The organism is Indiicoccus explosivorum, assembly GCF_002167005.1.
In the GTDB taxonomy this organism is placed as follows: Bacteria; Bacillota; Bacilli; order Bacillales_A; family Planococcaceae; genus Indiicoccus; species Indiicoccus explosivorum.
In genome coordinates this window covers 88,155-99,986 of the sequence record NZ_NHTN01000023.1, presented here as the reverse complement: position 1 = coordinate 99,986, position 11,832 = coordinate 88,155, and the positions used below count along the sequence as shown (strand labels likewise).

The 11,832-nt window shown below is 57.0% G+C and carries 10 protein-coding genes, 1 pseudogene and 1 riboswitch; all 11 genes and pseudogenes read right to left on the bottom strand.

Features of this window, described 5'->3' with window-relative positions; all coding sequences use genetic code 11:
• Positions 1–208 precede the first annotated feature (208 nt).
• Complete coding sequence (locus CCE92_RS08515; RefSeq protein WP_088007092.1) at positions 209–1,849, bottom strand: S-layer homology domain-containing protein; 1,641 nt, start codon at positions 1,847–1,849, stop codon at positions 209–211.
• A gap of 54 nt (positions 1,850–1,903) precedes the next feature.
• A riboswitch (cyclic di-GMP riboswitch) is annotated at positions 1,904–1,984 on the bottom strand.
• A gap of 307 nt (positions 1,985–2,291) precedes the next feature.
• Entirely contained in the window at positions 2,292–3,737 is a 1,446-nt protein-coding gene (locus CCE92_RS08510) for an aldehyde dehydrogenase family protein (RefSeq protein WP_088007091.1), read from the bottom strand.
• 59 nt (positions 3,738–3,796) lie between these two features.
• Positions 3,797–4,543 (bottom strand): SDR family NAD(P)-dependent oxidoreductase, encoded by a 747-nt coding sequence (locus CCE92_RS08505; protein WP_088007090.1) that lies wholly within the window; start codon positions 4,541–4,543, stop codon positions 3,797–3,799.
• Between the two features lie 4 nt (positions 4,544–4,547).
• Complete coding sequence (locus CCE92_RS08500; protein ID WP_088007089.1) at positions 4,548–5,621, bottom strand: tartrate dehydrogenase; 1,074 nt, start codon at positions 5,619–5,621, stop codon at positions 4,548–4,550.
• Between the two features lie 90 nt (positions 5,622–5,711).
• Positions 5,712–6,977 carry a TRAP transporter large permease gene (locus tag CCE92_RS08495; protein ID WP_088007088.1) on the bottom strand — a complete coding sequence of 422 codons (1,266 nt, stop codon included), beginning with the start codon at positions 6,975–6,977 and terminating at the stop codon, positions 5,712–5,714.
• 2 nt (positions 6,978–6,979) lie between these two features.
• Positions 6,980–7,450: a TRAP transporter small permease gene (locus tag CCE92_RS08490; protein ID WP_088007087.1), complete on the bottom strand. Its 471-nt coding sequence runs from the start codon at positions 7,448–7,450 to the stop codon at positions 6,980–6,982.
• 66 nt (positions 7,451–7,516) lie between these two features.
• Entirely contained in the window at positions 7,517–8,521 is a 1,005-nt protein-coding gene (locus CCE92_RS08485) for a TRAP transporter substrate-binding protein (RefSeq protein ID WP_241535936.1), read from the bottom strand.
• 19 nt (positions 8,522–8,540) lie between these two features.
• Positions 8,541–9,929, bottom strand: coding sequence for an FAD-binding oxidoreductase (locus CCE92_RS08480; protein ID WP_420913231.1), 1,389 nt, complete (start codon positions 9,927–9,929; stop codon positions 8,541–8,543).
• A gap of 173 nt (positions 9,930–10,102) precedes the next feature.
• Positions 10,103–10,294: pseudogene (locus tag CCE92_RS16205) on the bottom strand (dihydroxy-acid dehydratase); the annotation flags it as partial.
• 250 nt (positions 10,295–10,544) lie between these two features.
• The gene (locus CCE92_RS08470; RefSeq protein WP_088007085.1) at positions 10,545–10,874 is read right to left on the bottom strand and encodes a replication/maintenance protein RepL; all 330 of its coding nucleotides are present in this window, start codon (positions 10,872–10,874) and stop codon (positions 10,545–10,547) included.
• Positions 10,875–11,144: 270 nt separating this feature from the next.
• A complete protein-coding gene (locus tag CCE92_RS08465; protein WP_088007084.1) occupies positions 11,145–11,612 on the bottom strand; it encodes a hypothetical protein in 468 nt (155 codons plus the stop codon).
• Between the last annotated feature and the right edge of the window lie 220 nt (positions 11,613–11,832).

Here is an 11,832-nt window from a genome sequence, read left to right as displayed (position 1 = left end):
AGCCCCCGCCGCCACATTTACCGGACTATTCAGTCACCGGACGGCGAGAAATCGCAGTGCCTGGCACCCATTTTCAGAAAATGGGTGCCAGGCACCGCAGAATCCTGCTAAAAAATCCCGGATCCCGCTACGAACGCAGCGGTCATCCGAGATTCTGTCATTCAGCTATCCAGCCGGTCAGGCACCGCACACTTGGCGGTCACTGCCGTTATTCAGGAACTGTTTCAGTTTCCTCTTCATTTTCTTCATCATCTTCGTCTTCCGCCTCTTCCATTTCAAACGCCGACTTCACTTTCTCACCGCCGGCGAATGTTACTTCCACGTCGAATGCTGCTGTTTCCGTCACCGTAATCCCGACTGCCGCCGCGACCGCTTCCTGCAGGACCGCCGGCTCCACGTCAGGCGTCAGGGCAAGAGCGGTCAGCCATGCTTCAAGCTGCACAGCCGCTTCGCTTTCCGCGGCTTCCGCTTCAACTCCGCCTTCTTCCGTCACGATTTCAGCGTCCGCTTCCCCGCCTTCGTTCTTATACTTCGCTTTGAACGAATCGCCATCCGGGAATTCCGCCGACACTTCGAACTCCGTTACACCTAGGAACCCGGTCTCCGCTTCTTCCTCTTCGTCATCCACCTTCAGCTTCGTGCCGTCCGCAAACAGCGCGCTCGCTTCCAGCTCCTCGATTTCCGAAGTGAACGATGCCGCAATCGCCGCTTCAAACGCTTCAGCCGTCATGTCCGGCGTCAGCTGCCAAGCCGCCAGGTACTCCCCGATCGAAGCAAGCGCTTCAGCGCCTTTCTCTTCGGACTCCCCTTCAGGCCCTTCAATCTCGATCGAACCGACTTCCTGCCCTTTCTTGAAGCGGTACGACAATTCGAACTCCGTGCCATCCGCAAGCTCCGCTTCCACCTTCACGCGCTGGAGACCCGGCTGCAGCACTTCTTCCGCCGCTCCATCGTAAATCGCCGCTTCCGTCACGACGCCTTCCTCGACAAACAGTTCCACCACGTCACCGGCCTGAATCTGGTCCGCCGTCAAAAACCGTGTGCCGAACTGCACGAGCAGGTCCGATGGAATAAAATACGTTGCCTCGGCCCCTGTGAAATCACGCACCGTCACAGTCCCCGGCGATGCCGAGAAATCCGTCCCTGTCACTGTGCCGTTCACGGCCAGTGCGCCTTCCACTTCCAAAAGCGCGCCATACGTCCGGTCGAGGACCGCCGCCATCTGCGCACGGGTGATCGGATCATTCGGCTTGAACGCACCTTCGACCGTGCCCGCAAAAATATCGTAATCCGCAGCCACATTCACGAAGCCCGACTGCGCAGCCGACAGCGTGGCCGTATCCGTGAATTCAGGAGTCTCCCCGGCTTCCGCCGCCGCTTCATCCAGCAGACCGAGCGCTTTCACGAGAAGCTCCGACACCCACAGCCGGCTCGCCGGCTTGTATGCGTTGAACGAATCGCCCTCAGCTTCGAGCACTCCCGCCTCGATGGCAACGGACAAATAGCCGTAATACTTTTCATTGATTGAATTGACATCTTTGAAATTGAGCGGAGCGCCGACCGCAGTCGCTTTCGCTTCCTCTTCGAGTCCGAGCAGACGCACGACCGTGATCACCGACTGCAGCCGCGTGACCGGCTTATACGGCTGGAACAGCCCGTCGCCATAGCCCTGGAAAATCCCTTTCGACTTCATCCGGCCGATGGAATCCTTCACCCAATGCATGCCGCCCGTGTCCTTGAACGCGATCTCCATCCCTTTCCGCTCATCTTTCCCTGCGGATACACCTGTCGCCGACGAAGCGAGCAGCATAGCGGCCATCACCGCGGCAAATGGTTTCTTCATTTTCATCTCTTTTCCTCCTTGGAAGTGATCCAAAGGAAAAGGCGGTCTCCGGCCTTTTTCTCTGGCAGCCCGGCGGCCATAGTTCCCCGTAGGCCCGTGGCTTTGCGTCCCTGCCTTTCAGCAAGTTTGCCTTTTTCAAAGAAAATTCTCTTTGTAAGAGAATTTTACTATTAATTTTTTGAAATTTCACAGTGCATAAAGACCTGTTTTCATGCCGTTCACATCCTCTTTCCCTGTACCCCTCACTTTTCTGTTTCTGCTTCGGAAATTTTCCAGCCCCTGTGCTGCAAACAATTCCGAATTTTTCCTGTGCCTGTGTCAGAAATAGTTCGGAATCGTTTCTGACACAGGCACACGAAAAAAGGCACACATAAAAACCGCCCCTGGAATCACCCGATTCCAAAGGCGGCTTTCCTCAGGAAATTTCCACATCGAACATAATCGGATCTCAGTCACCGAACTTGATGGCGATGTTCTTGATCTGCACGTAGTTGCGCAGCGCGACGAAGCCCTTTTCCCGGCCGATGCCGCTTTTTTTGTAGCCGCCGAACGGCATCTGGACGCCGCCCGCCGCGCCGTAGCTGTTGATGAACACCTGCCCTGCCTTCAGCCGGGCAGCGGCCGCGTGCGCCACATCGATGTCCTTCGTCCAGATGCCCGCGACGAGCCCGTAGTCGGTGCCGTTCGCGAGCGCCACCGCTTCCGCTTCATCCCGGAACGAAAAGACCGTCAGCACCGGCCCGAAGATCTCCTCCTGGGCGGCCGGATCGTCCGGCGCCAGGCCGTCGATGATGGTCGGCCGAATGTAGCGGCCGTTCCCCCCGCCCGGCGGCGATACCGCTTCCCCGCCGGCGACGACGCGGCCCGTCTTCTTCGCTTCTTCGATCCGGTCCATGATCTGCCGGTACTGCTTGTCGTTCAGGATCGGCCCGACGTCCGGGTCGTCCTTGCCCGGACCGATGGTCAGCGAGGCGAACTTCTCCGCCAGCCGCGCGAGGAATTCCTCCTTCACGCTTTCTTCGACCAGCAGCCTGGAACCCGCCGAGCAGGTTTGCCCGGCGTTCTGGATGATCGCCTTCGTCACGCCGTCGAGCGCTTTGGCGAGATCGGCGTCCGCGAATACGATGTTCGGGGACTTGCCGCCCAGTTCAAGCGTTACCGGCACGACGTTGGCCGCCGCCGCTTTCATGACCGAAATGCCCGTCGGCACGGAGCCCGTGAACGTCACATGGCCGATGCCCGGGTGCGCCGCCAGCGGCCCGCCCACTTCCTGGCCGAGCCCGGTGATGTGCTGGAAGATGCCGGCCGGCAGCCAGCTGGCGCTGAACCACTCCGCCAGCGCATGGGCGGTGAGCGGCGTGTCTTCCGCGCTTTTCACGATGACCGCGTTGCCGGTCGCGATCGCCGCCCCCACACTGCGGGCGATGATCTGCAGCGGGTAGTTCCACGGGATGATGTGCGCCGTGACCCCGACCGGCTCCAGGACCGTCGCGTTCAAGAGGCCCGCTTCGATCGGAATGGTATCGCCCGTCACTTTATCCGCCGCCCCGCCGTAGAATTCAAAGTACCGCGCCGCGGCTTCCGCATCCGCCCGGGCCTGCGAGATCGGTTTGCCGACATCGGCGCATTCCAGCTCCGCCCACCGGTCCAGATCCGACCGGATCTCGCGGGCGAGTTCCGTCAGCAGCTGCCCCCGCTCATATGGCCGGACCCGCTGCCACTCGGGGCTTTCGAACGCCGCGCGGGCCGCGGCCACCGCCGCGTCCACGTCTTCTTTCGTGCCGGCCGTGATGGCCGCGATCTGTTCACCGGTCGAGGGATTGTAGACGGGATGTCCCCCCGGCCGGTCCTCTCCGACCCACTGGCCGTTGATCAGCATCGGTAGTTTCTTCATCCTTCCCGTTCCTTTCCGCGGCGCGGATCGCCGCTGTGTCCTCTGAACGGCGGGCGCACTTAAAGTCCTCTTCCGCCGTCGACATGCAATACAGCGCCGGTCATCATTTTCGTCCGGTCCGACACGAGGTGGATGACCGAATCGGCGATGTCATCGGGCTTCACGAGCCGGCCGAGCGGCACACTGTCCGCAAAGATCTCTTTTTTCGCTTGTTCGGCATCGGTCCCTGATGCCGCGAACTGCCCGAGCATGCCGGTGTCGGTCGGCCCCGGGTGGATGGTGTTCACCCGGATGCCATACGGCGCCACTTCGATGGCGAGCGCCCGGGAAAAGCTTTCCGCCGCTCCTTTGGACGCGATGTACGCCTGCAGGCCCGGCCGCGGCCGGACCGCCGAGATGGAGGCGATCGTCACAATCGCCCCTTCCCTGCGCGCTTTCATGTAGCGGACCGCTTCCTTCGACGTGATGAACAGCGCCGTCGCGTTGATCTCCAACAGCTTGCGCCATTGGCTGAGCGGCACGTCCTCGATCGGCGCCGCCGCCTGGGCGATCCCGACCGCGTTCACGAGGCTGTCGATCCGGCCGTGCGCTTCATGGACCGCCGCAAAAGCTTCCGCCATCGCTTCTTCAGCCAGGACGTCCGCCCCGACCGCGGTGAACCGCTCGTGGTCCAGCCCCGCCATCGCCGCTTCCGATAAATCGATGCCCGCCACATGCGCGCCTTCAGCGAGCAGCTTCCGGACGATCGCCTGCCCCATGCCGCCGCCCGCGCCGGTCACCAGGATCACTTTTCCTTCCAGTTCCATCCCTTCACCCCTTCTCCGGCAGAGCGGCCAGTTTATCGAGGATCGCCTGCCCCATTTCCGCGGTCGTCGCGTCCCCGCCGATATCCGCCGTCTTCACCTTTCCTTCTGCCAGTACCTGTTCGATCGCCCGCACGATCTTCTTCCCCTTCTCCGCTTCGCCCAAATGGTCGAGCATGAGCGCCGCGGACCAGATCTGGGCGATCGGGTTCGCGATCCCCTTGCCGGCGATGTCCGGCGCGGATCCGTGGACCGGCTCGAACATCGACGGGAAGTCCTTTTCCGGATTGATGTTGGCGGACGGGGACAGCCCCAGCCCGCCGGTGATGCCCGACCCGAGATCGGAGAGGATGTCACCGAATAAATTCGATGCCACCACCACTTCAAAGGACTGCGGCCGCTGAACGAAATACGCGGCGAGCGCATCGACGTAGACGGATTCCAGCTCGAGCTCCGGATAATCCGTCCGCACCGTCCGGGCGACCTGTTCATCCCATAGTTTATTCGCATGGACGACCGCGTTCGACTTGGTCGCGCTCGTCAGCTTCGTTTTGCCGTGCCTTCGCGCGTAGTCGCCCGCCGCGCGGGTGATGCGTTCGATCCCCGCCCGGGTCATGACCGTGTTCTGGATGGCCAGTTCGGCCGGCTCCCCCCGGAACATCCGTCCCCCGCTGTCGGAGTATTCCCCTTCCGCATTCTCGCGGAAGATCGCGAATTCGATGTCCTCGCCGTCCGCAAGCGGTGAGCGGATGCCGGGTAGCGACCGGACCGGCCGGAAGTTCACGTACTGCCGGAACTCCTTGCGGATCGGCATGATGAGTTCCCACACCGACACGTCATCCGGCACGCGGGCATCACCGATCGCGCCGAACAGGATCGCATCGAACCGCTGCAGCTGTTCCTTCCAGCCTTCCGGCATCATCCGCCCGTGTTCCAGGTAATAGCGGGAATTCCACGGCAGCTTCTCGACGGACAGCCAGTCCGCCTCCCCGCCCAGTGCGCCGAGCACGTTCAGCGCCTGTTCCATCACTTCCGGGCCGATGCCGTCCCCTTCAATCACTGCGATGTTATATTTCGCCACACAATCACTTCCTTCCAATTCCTATAGCACAGACATTCCTTAATCCGCCTGACCGTCCCGCTCCATTTCCTGAAATTCAGAGACCGTGGTTTATTCAATCAAAAACAGACTGATGGCCGGAATAAATGAAATGATCAGCACATCAATGACCATGATGATAATGAACGGAATGATGGCACCGATCAGTTTTTCGAATTTCGTATCGGCGATATTCGCCGCCACGAAAAGGTTGATTCCGACCGGCGGTGTAATGAATCCGATGGCCAAATTCACAATCATGATAATCCCGAAGTGCGTCAAATCGATTCCGAGCGCACTGACGATCGGCACCAGGATCGGCGTGAGAATAATGATGGCTGCCGATGTCTCCAGAAAAGCACCAGCGACAAGGAGAACCGCATTAATAATGAGCAGTGCGACGATCCAGTTGTCTGTAACCCCCAGCATTAGTTCCGTCAGCTCGCCCGGAATGCGCTCGCGCGTCAAATAGTAACCGAACGCGGAAGCGCCGGCGATGATGAACATGATGACAGCCGTCACCAGGATCGATGAAGTGAACACTTCGATCAAATCCTTGAATTTGATTTCCCGGTAAATGACGAGCCCGACGATCAGCCCGTACACCACGGCGACGACAGCGGCTTCAGTCGGCGTGAAGATGCCGCCATAGATGCCGCCCAAGATGATCACCGGCATGAGCAGTGCCAGGATGGCGTCCGCAAACGCCTTCAGGAATTCTTTGAAATCCGCTTTCTCCTCGCCGCCGTATCCCCGCTTAAGCGAAATGATGTAGACGAGCAGGATCAGCGAACCCCCGACTAAAATGCCGGGAAGAATTCCGGCAATAAATAAAGAACCGATCGATACACCAGCCGTGACGCCATACAGGACAAGCGGTACGCTCGGCGGAATCATGACGCCGATCGTCCCGCCAGCCGCCTGCACAGCCGTCGAAAAATCCTTGTCGTAGCCTTTCTTGACCATGGCCGGAATCAGCAATGCCCCGACGGCAGCTGTCGTGGCGGCCGCGGAACCGGAGATCGCTGCGAAAAACGCGCAGGCGACAATCGAGACGATCGCCAATCCGCCTTTCACTCTTCCGAACATCACATTGGCGAGCCGGATCAGTCTCCGCGAGATCCCGCCGCTCTCCATCAGGCTCCCCGCAAGGATGAAAAACGGCACCGCAAGCAGCGGGAACGAGTCGACGGCGTTGAACATGCGCTGCACGATGACAATCGGTTCCACCGTCCCTTGAATGAAAAACACGATCGTGGAAGCCAATCCGAGCGCCACTGCAATCGGCACATTGATCAGAAAAAAGATGGCCAGCAACGCGAAAAGAAGAATCGCCATGATCAGACACCCCCGCTCTTAAAATTTTTCATGAACTGGAATGCCAAGTTGATGATCAGGATGACACCGCTCACCGGAATGGCGGCGTAGATATACCCCATCGGTATTTGGAGAACCGGCGACGATTGCGACATGCCGCTTACTGCCAGTTCGTATCCTTCCAGCACCAGCAGGAGGAAAAACACCAAGCAGGCAGTCGCACTGAGTATGTATGTAACCCGCCGTACAGGAACAGCCGCCTTCTCTACAAAAAATTCCACACCGATATGCGAGTTGGTGGCCATGGCATACCCTGCTCCTAAAAATGTGATCCAAATGAGGCAATACCTGCCTAATTCCTCCGTCCAGGCAAGCGGCTGCTCAATGACGAATCTGAACACGACCTGCATGAAGACCGCGACGACCAGGACCGTCATGAGAAGAATTAGGATGTATTTTATCCCCAAATTCAAATATTTGATTGCTGTTCCCATAGCGTCCCCCTAACAAAAAAGAGAGAAAGGTTTCTCTCTTTTTCTTCAGAAATTGAATTCCCGCTTTTATTGCTGCGCTTCTTTAATCCGGTTCAGCAGCTCCACGTGCTCGATCTGATCATAGACCGGCTGGACCGCTTCCTGGAATGGGGCAATATCGACTTCTTCAATGATTTCCATGCCCTGCTCCTTCAGGTTCTTCAGCGATTCCGCTTCCATTTCGATGATCAGTTCGCGCTGCCGCTCACCGGCTTCCATTCCTTCTTCCACTACGATTTCGCGCAGATCTTCAGGAAGTTCTTCGTATGTCTGCTGGCTCAGCAGGTAGGCCGCAACAGAGTAGACGTGCCCAGTAAGAGTCATGAATTTTTGATTGGCTTCATAAAGATTGAACTGGTCCGCGACAATCGCCGGGTTTTCCTGGGCGTCCACGACCCCTTGCTGCAGGGCAGTAAGTGCTTCCGTCCATGCCATCGGCGTCGGCTGCGCACCCAATGCTTCGAATGCGGCGAGGTGGATCTCGTTTTCCTGTGTGCGTATCTTCAGTCCTTCAAGGTCCTCAGGCGATTCAATCGGATGCACGGAATTGGTGACATGCCGGTATCCATTTTCTCCCCATGACAGCAGGATGATGCCCTGCTCCTCCATCTGTGCGGCCAAATCATCGCCGATTTCACCATTCAGCACTTCCACAGCGGCATCCCGGCTCTCAAAAAGAAACGGCACGTCCAACACTTCGAGCTCCGGCACGAAGCTGGTGATCGGCGCTGTCGATGATACCGCAAGGTCCACAGTCCCCAGTGTCAGACCTTCGATCAGTTCCCGTTCAGCCCCGATTTCACTGTTCGCAAACACTTCAATAATCACGCGGCCATCCGTCCGTTCTTCAATATCATCCGCCATTTCCTGAAAAGCGATATGGTACGGGTGGTCCACCGGCAGGGAGTGGCCTGCCTGCAGCGTGTAGACTTCTTCTTCCCCTCCTCCTGCAGCCTCGTCCCCGCAGCCGGCCATGACTCCTGCGCCCGCCAGCATTGCCGCCATTACCGTCATTTTCTTTTTCCATTCCATCTCCAAATCCCCCTTAGTTTTAAATACTGTCTGTCTGAAGAAGTTTGCCCGGATTCAGCCGACCTTCCGGGTCAAGTGCCTTTTTCACCGCCAGCATCACGTTTAATGAATCGCCATGTTCCTTTTTCTGGTACTTCATTTTCCCGATTCCTACGCCATGCTCCCCAGTGCAGGACCCGCCCCTGCTCAAGGCGAATTCCACGATTTTTTCATTGAATTTCTCAGCTCTCTCCATCTCTTCGGGATTGTCCGTATCGATCATGAGAAGGGCATGATAATTGCCGTCTCCGACATGGCCGACGATTCCGCCTTCAAACCCGAATTCCTTCATCCCCTGCTGTGCGGAATCAATTCCGGCGGCAAGCTGGGAAATCGGCAGGCAAACATCGGTCACCATCATTTTCTTCCCCGGATTCCCCCGCATGACGGCATATGCGAGGTCATGGCGGGCATCCCATAATTGATTGCGGGCCGTTGAATCCCGCTCGAACTTGAATTCCTCGCATCCATGATCCTCCAGGATCTCTTCGGCGAATTCCATGTCCTGCCTGAGCCCCGCTTCGTTGCCATGGAACTCCATGAAAAGCGTCGGCGCTTCCTTATAATCCGTCCCACTGTAACCGTTTACATGCCGCATGGATTGGGCATCGATCAATTCGATCCTTGCGATCTGAATTCCAGCCTGCAGGACACCGACGACCGCGTTGACCGCCTGTCCGATCGTTCCGAAGGAAGCTCTCGCTCCTACAATCGATTCCGGAATCCCATATACTTGAAGCGTCAGTTCCGTGAAGCAGCCGAGTGTGCCTTCCGAACCGACAAACAGGCCATTCAAGTTATAGCCGGACGAAGACTTGACCGCCAGATTGCCGGTATGGATGATGGAGCCATCTGCCAGCACCACTTCCAAATCCCGGACCTGGTCGCGCATCACGCCATACTTCACAGAAGTCGTACCGCTCGCGTTCGTTGCCGCCATGCCGCCCAGCGTGGCATCCGCTCCCGGATCAACCGAGAAAAACAGCCCGTACTTTTTCAATTCCTGGTTCAGCTTTGAGCGGGTGACGCCGGGCTGGACCCGGACAAGAAAATCTTCAGGTTTCACTTCAAGGATTTTGTCCATGAGCGAGAAATCGATCGATATGCCGCCGCTATAAGGGATGACGTGACCCTCCAGGCTGGTCCCAAGACCAAAAGGAATGATCGGAATTCCGTATTTTCCGGCCGTCTTCATAATCCCGCTCACGTCCTGCGCGGATAGCGGAAAAACGACGGCATCCGGCATGACCGGTTCATGATACGATTCATCTCTGCTGTGCTGGTCCAGGACGGACTCATTCGTTGAGACGCGGTCCTCGGACAGAAGCTGTTTCAATTCTTCCAAAACTGTTTGTTTATTCGGGTCAATCAACCTTCCATCCACTCCTCACCTGTCCAAAAAATCGGCCACTGCCCATTCAAGAACAGGAAACTTTCATCTCCCCTCACCGCCCGGCTTCGCCCGTTACACGCCTGAAGGGGAGAGTTCTTTCGGAAAATGCTAAAAATAAAGGGCACCCCGCCAGCTTCCCGGGCACCTTATTGGGCACTTACTGCCAAGTCATGGATATGGCTCTTACAAGGCGGCACCTCGCTCCAAGTACTGGCAATACCGATCATCGGCTCCTTAAAATCGTCATCGTCCAGGCCGATTGTTCTCAACATTGCGCGATTCGGCGCTCTTCTGGCCCCATCGCCGAAGACTGTACTTTTTATCCGTAAGTCTCTTTCCAAAGCGCACCCCCTCCTTGTTCACTAAAAGTATAGACCAACTTTTTCGCTTGTACAATGAATATTTAAAATATTTAGGCGCTTGCTGTTCAATTTCCCCCTTTCCCTTCCGCACCTCTCTGCTGCAATCAATTCCGAAACGCTTTCCGACACAGCCTCATGAAAATAAAACACAAAAAACCGCCCCGGAATCATCCGATTCCAAAGGCGGCTATCGCAAATCCAATTCCACCGAAAATGTCCCGCAGACTCTTTACACAGAAACGCGGTCCAGCCGGTCTGTATCCACCAGTATAATCCCGCGTCTGCGGGCGATCATACCCATATCTTCCAAAGCGATCAGCGTTCCGCTCAGCTTGCCTGCAGACAGGCCGGTCCCTTCCTTCAAGTCTTCCAGTGTCGCCACAACATGACCATAGCAATCCATATGGTACAAAAGATAGCGGAGCAGCGTCTTATCCCGGTGGGACACTAACGGGCGCTCCGCTTTCAGTTTTTCCAGCCAGTCGTCCGCATTCTTTTCCACGTCCGCCGGATTCAGCGTGACTGCCGGGTTATCCCGCATCTTTTCCAGCCCGTTCATAAAGTCTCGCTCCTTTCACTGCCGAAAGCTCCCGCAAGAAGCCGTTACGTGACAGCTCCTTGGGACCTTCGTCGGTCATCCTCTTCCATGTTTTCCACCGGTTAAAATTCACTAAACTCGAAATTTTATGCAGACTTTTTTCATTTCCTGTTTACTAAAACCAGCCACGGCTCCGCAGAAACCCGCAAAAAACCGCCCAGCCGGAATTCTTCCATCCCGCTGGACGGCCTCTATTCATCCACCGCTGCTACAACCCGCCGCGCACAGCGTCTATTCCTCGATCGGCACTAAGTACCGTTCGAATTCCGTCACGCAGTCATACTCCTTATACATCTTGTCCCGATACACGTCGAACGGCAAATGGAAATTCTCCGTCGGCTTGCCGGCGAGCACCTTGAACCGTCCTTCATCATAGCGGACGAAATAACTCGTCTCCTGATCGGTCCCTTCTTCATGGAACTTCTCCATATACTCCCGCTCGAGCGCTTCATCGAACTTCCCGAGCATCGTGATCTGGTAACCGTCTTTCTTTCCCCGCCAGACGAACACCCCGAATCCCGGACAGACCTCTTCCTCGAACCCGACGCCATCTTTCTCGTGGAACGCCCGGTTCTCCACCGTATGGCAATAACCGCAGCGCCAGCACGTCAAGTACCGGTCGCCTCGCTTATAATACTCATCCACAATCGCGGAACGGCCGCATTGCGGGCATTCCGTCGCGTACATATTCGATGCCACTTAAATTCCTCCCTTTTTTCAATAAAACACGAAAGGTCGGACAGCAAAGGCGCACGATCCGCGGTCTTTCAGGGGTCACCGGATAAAGACGTGCTTATTTCCAGTCTACCTGAAAGCGCTTACCCGTCAATGACGTATTTCTGCCGCAAATAGTGGCAATCCGGCTGAATGATTTTTTTCTGTCCCTGTGCTCGGCACAACTCAGAACTGTTCCAGTCAC

Excerpts from the sequence above, each read along its gene's own strand:
- CCE92_RS08515 (WP_088007092.1), bottom strand. The coding sequence starts at position 1,849 with ATGAAAATGAAGAAACCATTTGCCGCGGTGATGGCCGCTATGCTGCTC.
- CCE92_RS08510 (WP_088007091.1), bottom strand. The coding sequence starts at position 3,737 with ATGAAGAAACTACCGATGCTGATCAACGGCCAGTGGGTCGGAGAGGAC.
- CCE92_RS08505 (WP_088007090.1), bottom strand. The coding sequence starts at position 4,543 with ATGGAACTGGAAGGAAAAGTGATCCTGGTGACCGGCGCGGGCGGCGGC.
- CCE92_RS08495 (WP_088007088.1), bottom strand. The coding sequence starts at position 6,977 with ATGGCGATTCTTCTTTTCGCGTTGCTGGCCATCTTTTTTCTGATCAAT.
- CCE92_RS08490 (WP_088007087.1), bottom strand. The coding sequence starts at position 7,450 with ATGGGAACAGCAATCAAATATTTGAATTTGGGGATAAAATACATCCTA.
- CCE92_RS08485 (WP_241535936.1), bottom strand. The coding sequence starts at position 8,521 with ATGGAATGGAAAAAGAAAATGACGGTAATGGCGGCAATGCTGGCGGGC.
- CCE92_RS08470 (WP_088007085.1), bottom strand. The coding sequence starts at position 10,874 with ATGAACGGGCTGGAAAAGATGCGGGATAACCCGGCAGTCACGCTGAAT.